The organism is Mycobacterium sp. KBS0706 (assembly GCF_005938675.2).
In the GTDB taxonomy this organism is placed as follows: Bacteria; Pseudomonadota; Alphaproteobacteria; order DSM-16000; family Inquilinaceae; genus Inquilinus.
In genome coordinates this window covers 1-18,059 of record NZ_VCCH02000045.1, presented here as the reverse complement: position 1 = coordinate 18,059, position 18,059 = coordinate 1, and the positions used below count along the sequence as shown (strand labels likewise).

Sequence of the window (18,059 nt, the reverse complement as noted above, 5' to 3'; positions counted from 1 at the left end):
GCAGGGTGCCCCGTCACTGGCAGGCCTCGCAGGTAGGGTCGTCGATCGGGCACACCATCGGCGCCCCGTCGGTCAGCGTCAGCTCCTCGGCCGGGGCCGGTGCCGCGACGACCGGGGCCGGGGCGGAGACGGCGTTGAGCTTGCCGTCGGTGCCCTTCAGCGTCGACTTCTCGACATGGGTCGCGCTCATCGCCCGCAGATAGTAGGTGGTCTTCAGCCCGCGCTTCCAGGCCAGGCGGTACAGCGTGTCCAGCTTCCGGCCGTTCGGGTTGGCAATGTACAGGTTCAGCGACTGGGCCTGGTCGATCCATTTCTGGCGCCGCGCCGCCGCCTCGACCAGCCAGGAGGCGTCGATCTCGAAGGCGGTGGCGTAGAGCGCCTTCAGGTCGTCCGGCACCCGGTCGATGGCACCGAGGCTGCCGTCGAAATACTTCAGGTCCGAGATCATCACCTCGTCCCACAGGCCGAGCGCCTTGAGGTCGCGGACCAGGCCGGGATTCACCACCGTGAAGTCGCCCGACATGTTGGCCTTGACGTAGAGGTTGCGGAACGCCGGCTCGATCGACTGGGCGACGCCGCAGATGTTGGAGATGGTCGCCGTCGGCGCGATCGCCATGGTGTTGGAGTTGCGCATGCCGGTGGTGCGCACCCGCTCGCGCAGCCCGCTCCAGTCCAGCGTCGCGGAGCGATCGAGGTCGAGCACCCCGTCCCGCGCGTCGGCCAGCAGCTCGACGGAGTCGATCGGCAGGATGCCGCGGCTCCACAGCGAGCCGTCGAAGGACGGGTAGCGCCCGCGCTCCGCCGCCAGGTCGACCGAGGCCTCGATGGCGTGGAAGCTGATCACCTCCATGCTCTCATCGGCGAAGCGCACCGCGGCGTCGGATGCGACGGCCAAGCGCAGCGCCTGCAACGCGTCCTGGAAGCCCATGATGCCGAGGCCGACGGGGCGGTGCCGCAGGTTCGACCGGCGCGCCTCCGGAATGGTGTAGAAATTGATGTCGATGACGTTGTCCAGCATCCGCATCGCGGTGCGGATGGTGCGCTGCAGCCGCGCCCGGTCGAGCCCGCGCTCGCCGACATGGTTGGCGAGGTTGATCGAGCCGAGGTTGCAGACCGCGACCTCGTCATCCGAGGTGTTCAGCGTGATCTCGGTGCACAGATTCGAGGAATGCACGACGCCGACATGGCCCTGCGGCGAGCGGATGTTGCAGGGATCCTTGAAGGTCACCCAGGGGTGGCCGGTCTCGAACAGCATGGTCAGCATGCGGCGCCACAGGTCGAGCGCGCGGACCTGCTTGTGCACCCGGATCTCGCCGCGCGCGGCCTTGGCCTCATAGGCCTCGTAGGCGGTCCTGAAGGCCGGGCCGTAGAGGTCGTGCAGGTCCGGCACCTCGTCCGGCGAGAACAGGGTCCAGGGGCCGTCGGCCTCGACCCGCTGCAGGAACAGGTCCGGCACCCAGTTGGCGGTGTTCATGTCATGGGTGCGGCGCCGGTCGTCGCCGGTGTTCTTGCGCAGGTCGAGGAATTCCTCGATGTCGACGTGCCAGGTCTCGAGATAGGCGCAGACCGCGCCCTTGCGCTTGCCGCCCTGGTTCACCGCGATGGCGGTGTCGTTGGCGACCTTGAGGAACGGGACGATGCCCTGCGACTGGCCGTTGGTGCCGCGGATATGGGCGCCCAGGCCGCGCACCCGGGTCCAGGAATTGCCGAGCCCGCCGGCGTATTTGGACAGCAGCGCGTTGTCCTTGACCGACTTGAAGATGCCGTCGAGGTCGTCCGGCACCGAGGTCAGGAAGCAGGAGGACAGCTGCGGCCGCGGCGTGCCGGCGTTGAACAGCGTCGGCGTCGAGCACATGAAGTCGAAGGAGGAGATCAGGTCGTAGAACTCGATCGCCCGCGCCTCGCGGTCGATCTCGCGCAGCGCCAGGCCCATGGCAACGCGCATGAAGAAGGCCTGCGGCAGCTCGAAGCGGATGCCGTCGGTCTGCAGGAAGTAGCGGTCGTAGAGGGTCTGCAGCCCGAGGAACTGGAACTGCAGGTCACGCTCCGGCTTCAGCGCCGCCGACAGCCTGGCGATGTCGAAGCGGCCGATCTCGGCGTCGAGCAGGCCGACGGCGATGCCGGTCTTCACATAGGCCGGGAAGTACTCGGCGTAACCTGCCGCCATCTCGGCATTGGTGGCGCGTGTCGGGCGGCCGTGGACGAAGGACAGCGCCTCGTGCCGCAGCAGGTCGAGCAGCAGCCGGGCGCTGACCTGGCTGTAGTTCGGCTCGGTCTCGATCAGGGTGCGGGCGGCCATGATCGGCGCCAGGGCCAGCTCGGCCTCGCTGATGCCGTCATAGAGGTTGCGCCGGGCCTCGGCTAGGACCGGGGCGGCGGCGACGTCGTCCAGCCCGGCGCAGGCCTCCTCGACCAGCCGGACCAGCCGGGCCTGGTCCAGCGGCGCGCTGCTGCCGTCGGCCGCGGTGACATGCAGCGCCGGCGCCACCGGCGAGGACTCTACCTTCGCCGCCGCGGCGGCGCGCTCGCGCGACCGCTGCTCGCGGTACAGCACATAGGCGCGGGCGACCTTGTGGTGCTCGCCGCGCATCAGCGCCAGCTCGACCTGGTCCTGCACCTCCTCGATGTGGAAGGTGCGGCCGTGGTCGGCGCGGCGGGTCAAGGCGCCGACGATCTGCGCGGTCAGGCCCTCGACGATGTCGTGCACGCGGCGCGAGGCGGCGGCGCCGGCGCCCTCGACCGCCAGGAAGGCCTTGGTCAGGGCGACGGAGATCTTGGTCTCGTCGAAGGCGGTGACGGCGCCGTTGCGGCGGATCACCTGATAGGCGGGCTCGGCAGAGGTGCGCGGCGCGGCAGGCGTGCCCGCGAGGGCGCGGTCGGATTCGAGGAGGACGGACATCGGCAAACCCCATGATCGTGTTGGGGCTTGGGCCGAAGATGCGGAGTCGGCAGCGCGCCGGCAGGCCGGCGCATCTCGATCATCGCACCGTCGGGGACACCCCGCCCGAGGACGTTCTACGCGATCACGGGCCGGTCTCCTGGCTTGCGGGTCGCCATCGGATCGTCCGACCTTCCCAGCGGTTGCCCGCCAGTGGCCCGAACGACGAACCGACTCGCCGCTTACAGTTGCGGGGGCAGCTCCGGCCTTGCCGACAGGCGGCGCACCGGATTCCCTTGGTTGCCCGTGATGTCTAGATATAGACGTCTTTCCGCTGGTTTCCGTCAATACCTAGTTGGGGCCGCCGCAAACTTCGCAATCCAAGTGCGTTTTGGACTCGCCGCCTGAAATCTCGGACGCTGTCTCCAGCATGATCGAAGCCCCCTACCCCTCCCCGCCCTGGCGGCTGCGCGGCACGGTGCAGGCGGCGCTGTGGCGGGTGCCGCGGGCGGCGCTGCCCGGGCCGTTGCCGGCCGGCGCCAAACCGCTGGGCTGGGGCCGGAGCGCGCTGCTGGCGACAGTGCGGGCCGAGTGGCAGCCCGGCGGCGACCTGGCCTATGGCGAGCTGGTGGTGGCGGTGCCGGTGCGGCTGGGGCGCCGGATCGGGATCACGATCACCGACGCCTGGGTCGACAGCATGGCCTCGCTGGCCGGCGGCCGGGTGCTGTGGGCGATCCCGAAGCATTTGGGGCGGTTCGAAGCCGTGGACAGTCGGACGGATCTGACCGACGCCCAGGGGCCGGTGGCAGCCTTCACCGACCGGCTGGGACGCGCCTTGCCCCTGCGCCTGCCGGTCCCGCTGCTTGTGCTGCAGCCGGATGGCACCGGCGTCCGGATCACCCGCGCCGCCGCCACCGGCCGGCCGCGCTTCGGCGGCCTCGACTGGGACTTCGCGCCGGGAGGGCCGCTGGCCCTGGTGGCCGGCAAACGGCCGCTGCTGACCCTCACGCTGGCAGAGGCCGAGGCGCGGTTCGGGCTGTGACCGGCCGGCCCGCCGGATCGACGCAATCCGGCTGCGGCGGCTCGGCCCAGAAGGGCAGGTCGGCCAGCTCGCGCGGGGTCATGGCCAGCAGCGCCTCGGCGCCGTCGGCCCGGCGCCGGCTATCCCGGCGCCGCAGGAAGGAGAACATCGCAGCCTCCTCGGCAGATCCTCTCCAAGAGATAGATCCGCCGGCCGGCGGCTGCGATGGACAGTGTCTCTCCGGGTCTATAGAAAATCTCCATAGACCCGGGCGGTCGGCCTAGCCTGCCGCCAGCGCCTCGTCCAGCTTGTCGAAGGTGCCGCCCCAGCCCTCGGTCATCGAGTCCAGCATCTCGGCGAAGGCCTGCCGCTCCTCCTCGCTGGCGTCGAGCGGCGTCCAGACCAGGCGCATCCGGGTCTCCGCCCCCTCCTCCGCGAAGGTCACGGTCGACAGGATCCTGAGCGGCCAGGACCCGCCGAAGGGCGACGGGACGATGTTGGCCTGCTCGTCGGCGAAGGAGTGCTCCCAGACCAGGCGCGACGGCTCGACCACCTCGCGATAGGCGAACTTCACCCACATCCGGCCGCCGCCGGGCTGGTCCATGCGGGCGTGCATGATCCCGCCCGGCCGCAGATCGAGGGTCTTGACGGTGGTGGTGACGCCCTTGGGGCCGAACCATTGCGCCATCAGCCCGGCGTCCGTCCAGTGCTGCCAGATCCGGCTGAGCGGCGCCTTGAACAGGCGGGTGATGACAAATTCGGTGGCGGCCATGATCAATCCTTTGTGGGTTCGGAGGTGGCTTCGAGCAGCGCCTCGAGGCGGTCGAAGCTGTCGTTCCAGAGGGTCCGGAAGTGGTCGAACCACTCGACCGTCTCCTTCAGCGCCTGGTGGTTCAGTCGCCGCGGCCGCGACTGGGCGACCTGGCCGCGCTCGATCAGCCCCGCCCCCTCCAGCACCTTCAGATGCTTGGAGATGGCGGGCTGGCTGATCCGGAACGGGGCCTGCAGCTCCGACACCGTGGCCTCGCCCCGTGACAGGCGGAGCAGGATCGCGCGCCGGGTGGGGTCGGCGAGCGCGGCGAATCTGAGAGTGAGCGAGTCTTCTAAAACCATTTGGTTATATAACCAATTGGATATTTACATGTCAACACCTGGACAGCTCGCCTTCCGCCGATCAAGAAGAGGCATGGCCTCGCCCTTCCCGATTCCGCTGAATGCGCTGCGCGCCATCGCGGTGGTGGCGCGCGGGGGCTCGCTGTCGACCGCGGCGAAAGAGCTGGGGGTGACGCCGGGCGCGGTCAGCCAGCATATCCGCCGGGCCGAGGCGCGGCTGGGCGTGATGCTGTTCGAGCGCACCCCGACCGGGCTGGTGCCGACCGCGGAGCTGTGGCGCATCCGGCCGATGCTGGATGCCGGCTTCCGCATGCTGGCGGATGCGATGTCCGCGCTGGCGGTCGAGCGCGCCGGCGTCCTGACCGTCACCACCGGCAGCGCCTTCGCCGCGCGCTGGCTGGTGCCGCGGTTGTCGCGCTTCACCGGCGCCCATCCGGAGATCGAACTGCGCTTCGTCGCCACCGCCGATGTGCTGGACCTGGCGCTCGGCGACATCGACTGCGCCATCCGCATGGGCCGCGGCGGCTGGACCGGGGCGCTGGCCGAGAAGCTGATCCCGCAGACCGTGTTCCCGGTCTGCGCCCCGGCGCTGGCCGCGCGGCTGAAGCGCCCGGCCGACCTGGCGACGGTGCCGGTGATCCGCGACGAGGGCTCGCTGATCTCCTGGGCCGAATGGTTCGCGGCCGCCGGGGTGGCGTCGCCGCCACGCCTGTCCGGCCCGTCCTACACCGACCCGATCCCGGCGATCGAGGCGGCGGTGGCCGGCCAGGGCGTGTTCATGGCCTGGCAGTTGATCGCCGCCGACGCGCTGGCCGACGGGCGGCTGGTCCGCCCCTTCCCGATCGCGGCGCCGACCGAGATCGCCTACTGGTTCGTCACCACCGAATCCCGGTCGCGCCAGCGCAAGGTGCAGTTGTTCCGCGCCTGGCTGGACGCGGAGCTGACGGCCAAGCGGGCGCGCCCGGTCTCCGGCGTGTGGGGGTGAGCCCCGGCCTGGCGAAGCGGAAGCGGATCAAAAAAATCAGAAGGAGGATCGGGTATGTCGATCGGCTTTACCGACAGGCTTGATTTCACCCCCATCATCGGATGGGCGCTTCTACAGGTGACCATCGATAAATATCATCTCATGTTCTGGTTTGAGGATGACTACGCATTGCTAAACGTGGCAGATCGATGCTCATACAGATCCTGCGACGGCGCAATCAATTATACTTATGAAATCTATGGCGACAAAAAGTATTTGAACGTCGACCGAATTCTCCGCACAAAAATTGCCGAAGCGCGAATTGCGTCCAAAGATCAGCTCGATCTGGTTTTCGAGAATGGCGATATTCTGTCGGTTTACGACAACCCGGAACTCAGATCCTGGTGGTTCCTCGGAGGACGCCAGAACGACCCGGTGCTCCAGAGAACGAGCTGGTCTTTGCACATCGGTGACCTGGAGCCCGAAGAACTCACCGAAGAGGAATATCAGGAGCGGCGCCGCTAGCTAGTGGTCAAAATCTGACACTTGGCACCCATCGGCCATGGCAGCTGTCGACCCGTTGCGGTCGCGGGCGTGGCGACCAAGCCACCCCTGCCTATTGGTCCGCATCCGGCTCGTTGCGGACAGTCGAGGGCGCTCCACGCTGCCCGGAAGCGGACATTTCCGACGGTTCAATCTTGCCCGAAAGCGGACGGGGCCGCTGTGGTTCGAATCGGGTCAGTTCCGCTTTTCGGCGGCGAGGACGATTGCCGCTTCCGGGCGCCCGTCATTTGGGTCGTGTCCCCCGGGAGGTGTAGGAGCTGTGGGTAAGAGGCCCGCCGCAGCGACCGCCGAGAGTCAGGCGGCGGTGGGCCTCTTATCCACAGCGGTGGTCATCTGCGGTTCTCCGGTAGGGTCTGGTTGCTGACACCAACCTGGAACCGAAGGAACCGAAGATGACCGACGACATGATGGCCCTGCGCGGGTTGATGGAGAAGAGCGCCGACGCGGATCTGCTGCGGGAGATGATCGGGTTCGCCGCCCAGCGGCTGATGGAGCTGGAGGTGACGGCGAAGACCGGCGCGGCCTTCGGCGAGAAGAGCGGTGAGCGGCTGGCGCAGCGCAACGGCTATCGCGAGCGCGACTGGGAGACCCGGGCCGGCACGGTGGAGCTGCGCATCCCGAAGTTGCGGACGGGCAGCTACTTCCCCGGCTTCCTGGAGCCGCGGCGGCTGGCGGAGAAGGCGCTGGCGGCGGTGATCCAGGAAGCCTACGTCCAGGGGATCTCGACCCGCTCGGTGGACGATCTGGTCCCTGCCATGGGCGGCTCGGGTGTCTCCAAGAGCCAGGTGAGCCGGCTGTGCGAGGAGATCGACGAGAAGGTCCAGGCCTTCCTGACCCGTCCGATCGAGGGCGACTGGCCGTATCTGTGGATCGATGCCACCTACGTGAAGGTCCGCCAGGCCGGCCGGATCGTCTCGGTCGCGGTGATCGTGGCGGTCGGCGCCAACACCGACGGCCGCCGCGAGGTGCTGGGCCTGGATGTCGGCCCGTCGGAGGCCGAGACCTTCTGGACGGAGTTTCTGCGCGGTCTCGCCCGGCGCGGCCTCCGCGGCGTCAAGCTGGTGGTCTCCGACGCGCATGAGGGGCTCAAGGCCGCTGCCGCCCGGGTGCTGAACGCCACCTGGCAGCGCTGCCGGGTGCACTTACCGCCCTTCGGGCGTTGCCTTCGGCCCATGCGCAACGCGCTCGCCCACGCCGGCAAGAGCGGCCGCCGGGTGGTCTCGGCCTTCATCGCCACCGCCTTCGCCCAGGAGGATGCCGCCGCCGGCCAGGCCCAATGGCGCAAGGTCGCCGACCAGCTCCGACCCAAGCTTCCCAAGCTCGCCGGCTTCATGGATGCAGCCGAGACCGACGTCCTGGCCTATATCGGCTTCCCCAAGGACCACTGGTCCAAGATCCACTCCACCAACCCGCTGGAGCGGCTCAACGGCGAGATCAAGCGCCGCACCGAGGTCGTCGGCATCTTCCCCACCGACGCCGCCATCCTCCGCTTGGTTGGCGCCCTGCTGCTCGAACAGAACGACGAATGGGCCGTCCAGCGCTGCCGCTACATGACCCTGGAAAGCGTCGCCGCCATCGGCGATGATCCCCTCGTCAGCCTGCCCATCATGGCCGCCTGACCGACCCGGCTCACGCCGGAGAGCGCGACGATCTCATCGCCGCTCCTACACCACTCCCGGGGACACGATCGTCATTTGGCCTGGAAGACCGGGAAGGGCCGATGTCGTTGGAAAAGTCCCGAACGACTACTTGGGACGCCATTTTGGGTAAGATCGCTATCGCAAAGGCCGAAAATCCGCATCATTCAGCAAGCTTCGGACCTTCGTCAGGGTTCATTGTTATCCGCCGGAATGCCGGCCCGACTTTTTCAACGACATCGGCCAAAAGCGGCCGTCGCATACCGTCTCTTGAACTGGAAGGAGAGGCCGCCTTGCAAACGGCATCTCCTTCGTGCGGGAAGGCGATGACGGAGGAGAGATGCCGGTCAAGACCTGATGAACGAGAGCAGGTCGGGGTTGAGGACATCCGCATGCGTGGTGAGCATGCCATGGGGATAGCCGGGATAAGTCTTCAGCGACCCCTTCTTCAGCAGGTCGACCGCACGCGGCACCGAACTTGCGAACGGGACGACTTGATCAGCCTCGCCATGCATCACCAGCACCGGCACGGTGATCTTCTTCAGGTCTTCGGTATAATCTTCGAGCCAAGAGTCGACGGTTGCGTAATGAGCGAGGGCACCGCCGGCCATGCCTTGACGCCACCAGTTCGCAATGATCGCCTCCGAAGGCTTCGCTCCATCTCGGTTGTACCCGTAGAACGGATTCTCAGGGACGAAACGGTAGAACTCCGACCGGTTGCCCAGCACGCCTGCCCGGATCGCTTCGAACCACTCCGGCGGCTGACCGGACGGGTTGTCCTCGCTCCGGTACATGTTCGGCGTCAGTGAAGCGACCAGCGCCGCCTTCGCGACGCGCTCCTGGTGGCGAGCGACATAGCGAGCCACCTCACCGCCACCCGTGGAGTGGCCGATGTGGATCGCGTCGCGCAGGTCGAGGTGTTCAGTCAGGGCCGCGAGGTCGGCAACCCAAGTGTCCATGTCGTTGCCGGTGTTGGGCTGATCGGACCGGCCGTGGCCGCGCCGGTCGTGGGCGATCACCCGGTAGCCGTGGCGAAGGAAGAAGCTCATCTGGGCGTCCCAGTCGTCCGCTGTCAGCGGCCAGCCGTGGCTGAAAACGATCGGCTGGCCTGAGCCCCAGTCCTTGTAGAAGATGTTTACGCCGTCTGTGGTCGTGATCGTGGACATCGAGTCGCTCCATCTGCGCTGTTCGGTTTATTCAAAGTTTTGCGGACGGGGATTTAAAACAAGCGAGCGGCCCAAGCTCATCAGGCCACAGATCGCGCCCCCTGTCTTTCCAAAAGGCACGAGGTTCAGCGGCCTTGCCGGCGAAGCCTTGCCGCGGGATCACCCCATCGCGGACGTGTTATCGGCGGAACCAGCGCGGCACCATTCGCCGCTCCTGCGCATTCGCGCGCGCTCCCCGGGCAATGAGAGAAGCACTCTCGATCGCGCTGCAGAATGGTTGACGACGTACGCGATCACGTCTTGCTCATCGGCCTGGAGTGCGGAGATCACTTTGCTGAAGACGCGGGGCTTCGGCGGAGACATTGTTCGTTGTCCTTTTCTTGGTTGAAGACAGCGATACGGTAAATCCCGCTTTGGCCGATGACCAAGACCTTGTACGCTTCGAGCTATGCCTGGAAGGTATACGAGGGGATCATGGAGCTCCGGCACCTGCGCTATTTCGTTGCCGTCGCCGAAGAAGGCAGCCTGCTGACCGCAGCCCAGCGACGACTGAACACCTCGCAGCCATCGTTGAGCCGGCAGATCCGCGATCTCGAGGCCGAAGTCGGCGTGCAGTTATTAGAACGCCAGGCGCGCGGCGTGGCGCTGACTGCCGCCGGACGCGTGTTTCTCGATCATGCGCGGCTGGCGCTGTTGCAGGTGGAGGCCGCAACAGAGGGGGCCCGGCAGACGGCGCAACCGCAAAGGCCCGTCCTCTCGATGGGCTTTCTCGTCGGGTTGGAGGTGATGTGGCTTCCCCAGCTTCTGCGCATCCTCCGCGAGGAAGCCCCCGATGTCGAAGTCACCCTCAGCACGCAGTCTTCACCAGAGCTCGCGCTGGCATTGATGCGGGGAAAGCTGGACATCGCTTTCCTTCGTCCCGAGAAAGGCAACGAGGGCGTCGTCTTCAAGATGCTGGCGAAGGAGCCCTTGATTGCCGTGCTGCCGGCCGAACACCGTCTGGCATCGCGCAAGACGATCCGTCCCCAGGATCTCGCCCGCGAGATCTATGTCAGCTCGGCAAGAACGTCCCCCGTCCTGCAAGAGGTCATACAGAATTACGCATCCCGGGTCGGCATTACCCTCAAGGCGAAGTACGAAGGCGAAAACATCTCGTCGGCCATGTCGCTCGTGGCCTCCACGGGCGGTATCAGCCTCGTCCCCCTCTATGCGCAGAACATGCTGGCGCCGAACGTCGTCGCCAGAGCGCTCGAGGGCGGCACGCCAACGGTCGATCTGGCCCTCGGATACAATCGGGCAAATCCATCACCCTTGCTTCGTCGGCTTTTGTCCCGAGCCGATGAATTGGTCGCAAACGTTCAAAACCAAAGCATCATACGCTATGTTGAAGCTCAATAGCCGGTGACGGTAGACGTCCTCTTTGGGCGGAAAGCGGTCATCCATCAGAAAGAATATGGTCTGCCTCTATCCGGCTAGGGCGATGTGGGCGGGGAGTAATTTGGGCAGTTTGCGGCGAGCTTGGCCCACAATTGATCGAGCTCCGAGCGCGATTTTTGGCGTTCCATTTCCGCCGCCATATCATTAGTCAAAAAATTGTTCTCGAACCTCATCACCTGGAATGGCTGACTCACTGATTCTTGATATAGGACGATGTAGCCGCATTGCCGATCAATATTCTCAAATCGGCCAGCAAAATCCACGGCAGCGTACACGCCGGATGCTGGGAAGGTTTCTGGGTATTTTGTCCAGGTAAGTCTTAGAATCTCGCGCCGTATTAATCGACCAGATTGTCGGTAGAAATCGTGCTGCAGGCTGCTAAATTTGTCGAACGGCAGGATGGTTCTGTTGCGCCGAGTCAGCAAGTCGTAGGCAGCCATATATCTTTCCTCATCGAGTGCCGAAAGATATTTTTCAGTTGCCAGACGAACTTGCTGCATTTGCTGCGGCGACGGGACCCAGCCTCGCTGAGAGTCGCTGGTAATATTGATCTGCTGAGATCTCGCTGGTTTTCCAGCGGTTAGCGGGGCCTGAGCCAGCGTAGCTACAGGAAGGGTTAAGCAGGCAGCAAGATCGATGATCAAAACGGCGGCAATCAGTGATGTCTTCATCGTTGATGTCCCAAAAATGGAACATTCTCATGCCGCGCTGACAGTCGCAAAGGATCGGTTGCGAGTCATTTGGCCGCTGACCGGAATGGGTCGATTCGAGCCTTGTCCGCTTTCCAGAGCGGAGTCCACACATCCGCTTCCGGACGGTCAAGTCGCCGCTAATGCGACATCAGAACCGGCATCGACACATTGTGGATCAGATCCTGGCTCACGCCGCCGAACAGACGTTCAAACAACGGGGAATGGCCGTAGGCGCCGGCAACAATGAGATCCGCCCGCTGCCGGTCAAGGCAGGAGAATAGGGCGTCGAGCAGGGAATTGTCGCCTGTATCCGGCCAAGTGAACAGCTCGGCATCGATACCGTGCCGGCGAAGATGGTCCGCCATCAGGCCTGGCGCCGATTCTGTCTGGTCGGCTGGCGGCGCAAACTCGAACAGTGTCACCTTTTCGGCACGAGACAAAAGCGGCAGCGCGTCGTGAACGGCGCGAGTTGCCTCGCGGCTTGCATTCCAGGCGAGAACGATATTCCGGCCCACGGGCTCTGGTTGCCAGTCGGGCGGGAGCACGATGAGCGGCACCCCCGCCGAGAGCAGGACATCCTGAGGAACCGCGGGCAAGACGACTTCCGCGTTGGTCTCGTGACGCTGGGTGGCGATGACCAGGTCGGCGAAATGAGCATAGAGCGATTTCCAGCTGCCGGCGGAGCGATCAGCAGCCCGGAACTCGCCATCGAGATGGGCGCTGTCCAGCTGGGATTGGAACAGGGCCTGAAGGCCGGTCGCCTGGTCCTTCCATCGCCCCTCGAACGCCGCCGACGTGCTGACGTCGACGCCGAGCAGTCTTGCCCCGTGTTCCTGGGCGAGGGAGATCGCGAGATCGAGCCGGGGCGGGGTGTCGCACGTCGCATCGAGGAACACCACGATATCCTTGTAAGGCATCGGGCCTCCTTGGCCGGCCAGTGCCGGCACCTATCGAGGCATGCGCCTCTTGGCCGAGAGCGGAGAAACCGCCCTCCAGAACTGATATATGGCAATGGCGCCGAATGCATACATCGGGCCTTTGGACGTCCGCTTCGGAGACGACCGGGCAATGTCCGGAATTCGCGCGATCCGGACGTCTCGCCGCTCCGTCCGCGGGGCCGCTTCTCACCCAAAGCCGACTCACCGGGCAGGTACCGAGTGTCAAGTTTCAACCACCAGGACGACGTGTCTCGACCGACGCCGCGCGGGCTTGGCCGCGGTTCCTAACGCTGCGGCCAGATCCGATCGACCGGCAGGGCCGGGCCCCAGCGGTGCACACCCACCAGCCGGAACCCCACCGCGTCGGCCAGGCCGAGATGGGTCAGGATCAGGGCGACGATCGACAGCCACATCTCCGTTCCCTGCAACCCTGGCTCTTCCCCACGGCTGAAGGCGAAGCCGCGGCCGGGCTGGTGGTGACGGAACGCGGCGGCGAGCAGAGCGCGCAGGGCCTCGGTGATCTCCGCCGCGCGATAGTTGGTCTGGCGGGCGCAGAGCATCAGCGGATGCACCACGTCGAGCACGTTGCAGGCGTTGAAGCCGGTGGGTTCGAACCCGCCGTTGCGGCGGAGATGGGCCAGGACGGAATCGATCGTCCGCTCCGCATAGGGCAGCGGCAGGCCGAACTGGGCGTAGGTGCCGCGGGTCAGCCGGTAGAAGCCGTTCACCGGCTGCAGCCAGTCGTCGCCGGCCGGGCTGCTCCACAGCCCGGTGGTCGCGCTGGCCCGGGTGGTCAGCCAGCCGATCAGCATGGTGAGCTGGCCCGGATCGCCGAAATCGCGGGCATTGAGATAATAGGCCGTACCCAGCGCATCGACCCAGGCGCCGGAGCCCCAGCCGCGCTCAGCCCAGGGCAGCCCGTCGAGCGCCCGCTGCAGCGCCGCGGGGTCGAGCCGCGAGGCCCAGGCGACGGGATGACGGAAGGATGCGCCGAGGCATTCCAGCGCGTAGCCGACGCAGAGGATGTTGTAGAGATTGTCGCCGCCGGGATCGGCCGGCGGGTCGCGGCGGACCGTATCGGGCGTGTCCGGGTTGAAGCACAGCCCGGTGTCCGGATCCTGCAGCGCCTGCAGGCGGGCGATCCAGTCCTCCCGGCCGAAGGGCGGCGGCACGGCGCCGAACATCGCCGCGATCTGGATCGCGTCGCAATCGGCGCGGAACGGCGCCCTCCCGGCGTTGCGCGGGTCCTGGTACCAGGAGGGCTGGCCGGGCGGCGCCGCATGCGCGGCCAGGATCGCCGGCCACTCCTCCGCGATCCGCGCGTCGAACGCCTTGACCTCTTCCAGCGGCGCATCGGCCGGGGGCGCTCCCCGAGGGCGGCGGCGGTCGCGGATCAGCCGGGCCGGATTGCCGCCGACCAGCGCATAGTCCGGCACGTCGCGGGTCACCACCGCCCCGGCGGCGACGATGCAATGGCTGCCGATCCGCACCCCGTCGGTGACCACGGCATTGGCACCGATCCAGACGTCGTCGCCGATCTCGATGCCCTTGGTCGACACGCCCTGCTGCGCGATCGGCTTTTCCGGATCGTCCGAGACATGGTCGAAGCCGGCGATCATGGCCCCGGCGGCGATGCGGACCCAGGAGCCCATGCGGACCTGACCGATCACCGAGGCGTGCAGGTTGATCGAGCAGTGGTCGCCGGCGGTCAGCCGGCCGTGCAGGCGCACCCCGGCTGCGACGACGCAGCGGCCGCCCAGCGTCAGGCTGTCGGGGAAGATATAGGCCTGGGGCGACAGGTAGCAGGCCTCGCCGAGCTGGAGCGGCAGGCGCTGCGCCAGCTCGGCGACGAATTCCGCCTGCGCCCGGCGCTGCGCGTCCGTGGCCTGGCTCTCGAACCGCCAGGGATGGGAGTCGAACTCCTCGACCGGGCGGGCATCCGGGACCGACATCGGATTTCCTCAGAGAATGCCGCGGGCGTCGGCGATCAGCTGGGCGGCGCCGTCGCTGATCGAGGCGCTGCCGAAGGCGACCGTGTCCGCCACCCGCTTCAGCACCCGGCCGAATTGCTGCGACCCCTTGGGCGGCGGCGGCGGATAGGGGCCGACCTTGTCGGCAATGAAGTTGACGTAGTCGATCGTGGCGCGCTCCACCGGCTTCAGCGTCGGCAGGATCAGATCACGCACGGTCGGGGCCATCGGCACGCCGCGCTCGACCCCTAGCACCTTGGCGGCCTCGGGGTCGTTGAGGAAGAAGGCGATGAAGCCGGCCGCTGCCTCCGGCGCCTCGCACCGGGCGTAGATCGACCAGCACGTGGCCGGCCGGTAGAACTGCCCCGGCTTCGCCCCGGGGCCGCCGTTCGGATACATCGTCAGGGCCAGCGGCGCCGTGGTGGCGGACTGCATGCCGACGATCTGGTTGGAGAAGGCCAAGCTGGTTGCCGCCTTGCCCTGGATCAGCGGCATCTGGGTGATGGTCGAATCCGGGCTGAGCGCCGCGATGTCGGCCGGCACGCAGCCGCCGGCCCGGCGCATCTTGTCCCAGTAGCTGAACCACTCTGCGGCATGGTCCTGGCCGAAGCCGAGCGCCCGGTCGGCGGTGAACAGGTCGGCGCCGCGCTGGCGCAGCCAGACCTGGAAGGCGAAGCCGTAGCCGCTGGCGTCGCAGGAGCCCCAATACTGGTCGCGGCCCGCCGCCTTGGTCAGCTCGGCCATCCGGTCGGCATAGTCGTCCCAGCTGGTCTTCTCGTCGGGCGGGGCAATGCCGGCCGCCTTGAACACGGCGGTGTCGTACATCAGGGCGAAGGAATTCAGGCCGTGCGGGATGCCCTGGACCTTGCCGTCCAGGGCGCAGAGGTCGAGCAGGTCGCGGCCGATTCCGGCGGTGTCGATCGGCTGCGGCATGAAATCGTCGAGCGGCAGCGTGGCGCCGCGCTGGACGAAATCGGCAAAGCTGCCGGGTTCGAGCTGGAAGATGTCCGGCGCGCTGCGCCCGACCAGCTGGGTGGCGAGCTTGGGAAAGTATTCGGCGTTGCTGACCTCGCCCACCAGCTCGGCGCCCTGCGCCTTGGCCTGGTACAGTTTCAGCACCTCCAGCGTGCGGCGGGTGCGGTCGTCATTGCCCCACCAGACGACGCGCAGCCGCGCCGATTCGGCCCGCAAGGCCGCCGGCAGCGCCGCCGCCCCCGCCAATCCCATTGCCCCGGCCAACACGGATCTGCGCCCGATCGCAGCCGACATCGCACCCTCCCCTGCCTGGTTGCCGATGATCCGGGCGGGTTGGCCGCGCCGGCGAAGTAACCAATTGGTTACAAGTGAACCGGGGAAAGCGCCCGCTGTCAATTCGCAATACGCCCTTGGGCGGAGCGGGCGTTCGCCCCCCTTGGCCCGCACCGCCGTTCCGGGCATCGTCGCGGCATGATCCAGGATTCCGAGATCCGGCCGTGAGCCGCAGCCGCAGCCTGCCGCCGGCGCCCGAGGACGGGCGGCCGCGCATGGCCGACATCGCCCGCATCGCCGGCGTGTCGGTGGCGACGGTCAGCCGCGCCCTGGCCGGGTCGCCGCGGGTGACCGGGGAGACGCGAGAGCGGATCGAAGCGGCGGTGCGCGACACCGGCTATGTCGTCAACCGCATGGCCCGCGGCCTGCGCCTGCAGCAGGCGCGGCAGGTGTTCGTGATGGTGCCGAACATCGCCAACCCGTTCCACGCCTCGGTGCTGCTGGGCGCCGAGGAGGCGGCGGTGGCGGCCGGCTTCCACGTGCTGATCGGCAACACCGCCGGCGACCCGGCGCGGGCGGAGGAGCATGCCCGCCAGCTGCTGACCGGCGCAGTCGACGGCATGCTGCTCCTGGGCGGCCGGATGCCGGAGCCGCTGAAGGCCCCGGCGCTGCAGCAACGGCTGGTGGCGGTGATCGAGCCGGTCGCCGCCCCCGGCGTGCCAGTGGTCGAGATCGACAACAAGGCCGGCGGGCGGGAAGCGACGCGCCATCTGATCGGGCTGGGCCACCGCCGCATCGGCCATATCGGCGGCAGCCCCGCGACCACGGCGACGCCGAAGCGCTTCGCCGGCTATGCCGAGGCGCTGGCCGAGGCCGGGCTCGCGCCGCGGCCCGAGATGGTGCGCTACGGTCCGTTCTCGATCGCGACCGGGGCGGAGCAGATGGCGGAGCTGCTGGAGCTGCCCGAGCCGCCGACCGCCGTGTTCTGCGGCAGCGACGAGATCGCCATGGGCGCCATCCGCACCATCAAGCAGGCGGGCCTGAGGGTGCCGGAGGACATCTCGATCGTGGGCTTCGACAACATCTACTTCGCCGCCGTCACCGATCCGCCGCTGACCACCATCGACCAGCCGTCCCGCCGGCTGGGCTTCGAGGCGATGCGCCTGCTGGCCGAAAGGCTGGCCGGAGTCGCCGGGCCGAAGCGCGGCGTCGAGGTGCCTTACCGCCTGATCGTCCGCGCCAGCACCGCCCCGCCGCCGCGGCGCTGAGGGCGCCGGCGGGTGATCCCGGAGCGGTGTTGCCGGAGGGCCACGCCCCTCTCAAAACCTTGCTGTCCCGGCCTTCCGGCGAGTTTTCGCCTGTTCTCCCGCCGCACCCGTGTGACGGACCGATGACGGTTCAAGGTGCGACAATGCCGCTGCGCGCCATTTTGGCAAGCATTCAAGACTGTATGCGTCTGTATCGTCTGACCTGGGACGAGATTCGAGACCGAAATCCTAGCGAGAAATTCGTGGAGTCAGGAATGACCAGACGCATCGTCTTCGCCGCGGGGGCAGCAGCAATGCTCGCCGCGACGCCGGCCATGGCGCAGCAGGTAGGCGGCCTTTATGTCGGTGCCGGAGCGGGCGCCAACTTCCTCCAGGGCAACGGCCTGAACAAGGACGACTACGATGTCGGGCCGGCCGGCAACCTCTATGTCGGCTACGGCTTCGGCAACGGCTTCCGCACCGACCTGGAGGCCAGCATCCGGGAGAACAGCCACGACGGCAACAACCACCAGACCACCTACGGCCTGATGGCGAACGGCTACTACGACTTCGATTTCGGCTCGCCCTTCGTGCCCTATGTCGGCGCCGGCATCGGCCTGGCGCTGGTGGACGCCGACTTCAACCCGAGCGGCCCGGGCAACTACTTCAGCTCGACCAAAGCGGCCCTCGCCTATCAGGGCATCGCCGGCGTGGCCTACAACTTCGCGCCGAACATGGCCGCGACCGTCGAATACCGCTACCTCGGCACCCAGGGGCCGACCTTCAAGGACAATGGCGTCCGGATCAAGTCGGACGACAACAACAACCACACCGTCCTTGTCGGCCTGCGCTACACCTTCGGCGCCGCGGAAGAAGCGCCGCCGCCGGAGCCGGTCCAGGAAGTCACCCAGGCCCGCAGCTACCTGGTGTTCTTCGACTTCGACAGCTCGAAGCTGACGCCTGAGGCCAGGCAGATCGTCGGCTCGGCCGCCTCCGACGCGTTGCAGGGCAAGAGCACCCGCATCGACGTCACCGGCCACACCGACCGCTCGGGCTCGGACAAGTACAACCAGGCCCTGTCGGTCCGCCGCGCCGAAGCTGTGCGCCGCGAGCTGGTGTCCGACGGCGTCGCCGACAGCGAGATCGTGACCCGTGGCGTCGGCGAGGCCGATCCGCTGGTGCCG

16 protein-coding genes and 1 riboswitch are annotated in these 18,059 nt (G+C 67.2%); of the genes, 7 read left to right on the top strand and 9 right to left on the bottom strand.

The annotated features are described in order from the left end of the window. Positions 1 to 13: 13 nt before the first annotated feature. Positions 14 to 2,899, bottom strand: coding sequence for a ribonucleoside-diphosphate reductase subunit alpha (locus FFK22_RS23140; protein ID WP_138890578.1), 2,886 nt, complete (start codon positions 2,897 to 2,899; stop codon positions 14 to 16). 111 nt (positions 2,900 to 3,010) lie between these two features. Continuing rightward, positions 3,011 to 3,201: riboswitch (cobalamin riboswitch) on the bottom strand. A gap of 107 nt (positions 3,202 to 3,308) precedes the next feature. On the opposite strand from FFK22_RS23140, the gene FFK22_RS23135 reads away from it, so the two are divergent. Continuing rightward, a complete protein-coding gene (locus FFK22_RS23135; RefSeq protein WP_138890577.1) occupies positions 3,309 to 3,920 on the top strand; it encodes an acetoacetate decarboxylase family protein in 612 nt (203 codons plus the stop codon). Here the strand turns inward: FFK22_RS23135 and FFK22_RS23130 are convergent. The 3 genes from FFK22_RS23130 to FFK22_RS23120 all read right to left on the bottom strand — a co-directional run bounded on the left by FFK22_RS23130 (position 3,883) and on the right by FFK22_RS23120 (position 5,012). Further along, positions 3,883 to 4,068, bottom strand: a complete 186-nt coding sequence (locus FFK22_RS23130) for a hypothetical protein (protein WP_138890576.1) — start codon at positions 4,066 to 4,068, stop codon at positions 3,883 to 3,885. The genes FFK22_RS23135 and FFK22_RS23130 overlap by 38 nt on opposite strands. Before the next feature lie 111 nt (positions 4,069 to 4,179). Then, on the bottom strand, positions 4,180 to 4,671 hold the full coding sequence (locus FFK22_RS23125; RefSeq protein WP_138890575.1) for an SRPBCC domain-containing protein: 492 nt from the start codon (positions 4,669 to 4,671) through the stop codon (positions 4,180 to 4,182). 2 nt (positions 4,672 to 4,673) lie between these two features. Next, entirely contained in the window at positions 4,674 to 5,012 is a 339-nt protein-coding gene (locus tag FFK22_RS23120) for a helix-turn-helix transcriptional regulator (protein WP_138890574.1), read from the bottom strand. A 73-nt stretch (positions 5,013 to 5,085) separates the two neighbouring features. Between FFK22_RS23120 and FFK22_RS23115 the strand changes: the two genes are divergently transcribed. The 3 genes from FFK22_RS23115 (at position 5,086) to FFK22_RS23105 (ending at position 8,159) form a co-directional block, all read left to right on the top strand. Beyond that, on the top strand, positions 5,086 to 5,997 hold the full coding sequence (locus FFK22_RS23115; RefSeq protein ID WP_138890573.1) for a LysR substrate-binding domain-containing protein: 912 nt from the start codon (positions 5,086 to 5,088) through the stop codon (positions 5,995 to 5,997). A 54-nt stretch (positions 5,998 to 6,051) separates the two neighbouring features. Then, the gene (locus FFK22_RS23110) at positions 6,052 to 6,501 is read left to right on the top strand and encodes a hypothetical protein (RefSeq protein ID WP_138890572.1); all 450 of its coding nucleotides are present in this window, start codon (positions 6,052 to 6,054) and stop codon (positions 6,499 to 6,501) included. A gap of 431 nt (positions 6,502 to 6,932) precedes the next feature. Next, complete coding sequence (locus tag FFK22_RS23105) at positions 6,933 to 8,159, top strand: IS256 family transposase (protein ID WP_143956861.1); 1,227 nt, start codon at positions 6,933 to 6,935, stop codon at positions 8,157 to 8,159. Positions 8,160 to 8,524: 365 nt separating this feature from the next. Here the strand turns inward: FFK22_RS23105 and FFK22_RS23100 are convergent, their stop codons facing one another. Then, positions 8,525 to 9,343, bottom strand: coding sequence for an alpha/beta fold hydrolase (locus FFK22_RS23100; RefSeq protein WP_138890570.1), 819 nt, complete (start codon positions 9,341 to 9,343; stop codon positions 8,525 to 8,527). A gap of 420 nt (positions 9,344 to 9,763) precedes the next feature. Between FFK22_RS23100 and FFK22_RS23095 the strand changes: the two genes are divergently transcribed. Continuing rightward, a complete protein-coding gene (locus FFK22_RS23095; protein WP_221938788.1) occupies positions 9,764 to 10,741 on the top strand; it encodes a LysR substrate-binding domain-containing protein in 978 nt (325 codons plus the stop codon). A 74-nt stretch (positions 10,742 to 10,815) separates the two neighbouring features. On the opposite strand, the gene FFK22_RS23090 is transcribed toward FFK22_RS23095, so the two are convergent. The 4 genes from FFK22_RS23090 to FFK22_RS23075 form a co-directional block, all read right to left on the bottom strand. Next, positions 10,816 to 11,451, bottom strand: a complete 636-nt coding sequence (locus FFK22_RS23090; protein ID WP_138890569.1) for a DUF4019 domain-containing protein — start codon at positions 11,449 to 11,451, stop codon at positions 10,816 to 10,818. A 158-nt stretch (positions 11,452 to 11,609) separates the two neighbouring features. Next, the gene (locus FFK22_RS23085; protein WP_143956860.1) at positions 11,610 to 12,389 is read right to left on the bottom strand and encodes a universal stress protein; all 780 of its coding nucleotides are present in this window, start codon (positions 12,387 to 12,389) and stop codon (positions 11,610 to 11,612) included. Between the two features lie 305 nt (positions 12,390 to 12,694). Continuing rightward, positions 12,695 to 14,362, bottom strand: a complete 1,668-nt coding sequence (locus tag FFK22_RS23080; RefSeq protein ID WP_138892053.1) for a DapH/DapD/GlmU-related protein — start codon at positions 14,360 to 14,362, stop codon at positions 12,695 to 12,697. A 9-nt stretch (positions 14,363 to 14,371) separates the two neighbouring features. Beyond that, positions 14,372 to 15,649 (bottom strand): ABC transporter substrate-binding protein, encoded by a 1,278-nt coding sequence (locus tag FFK22_RS23075; protein ID WP_138892054.1) that lies wholly within the window; start codon positions 15,647 to 15,649, stop codon positions 14,372 to 14,374. A gap of 203 nt (positions 15,650 to 15,852) precedes the next feature. Between FFK22_RS23075 and FFK22_RS23070 the strand changes: the two genes are divergently transcribed. Next, entirely contained in the window at positions 15,853 to 16,896 is a 1,044-nt protein-coding gene (locus tag FFK22_RS23070; protein ID WP_138892055.1) for a LacI family DNA-binding transcriptional regulator, read from the top strand. Positions 16,897 to 17,150: 254 nt separating this feature from the next. Then, positions 17,151 to 18,059 (top strand): OmpA family protein (locus FFK22_RS23065; protein ID WP_221938787.1); only part of this gene is annotated, 909 nt, incomplete at its 3' end.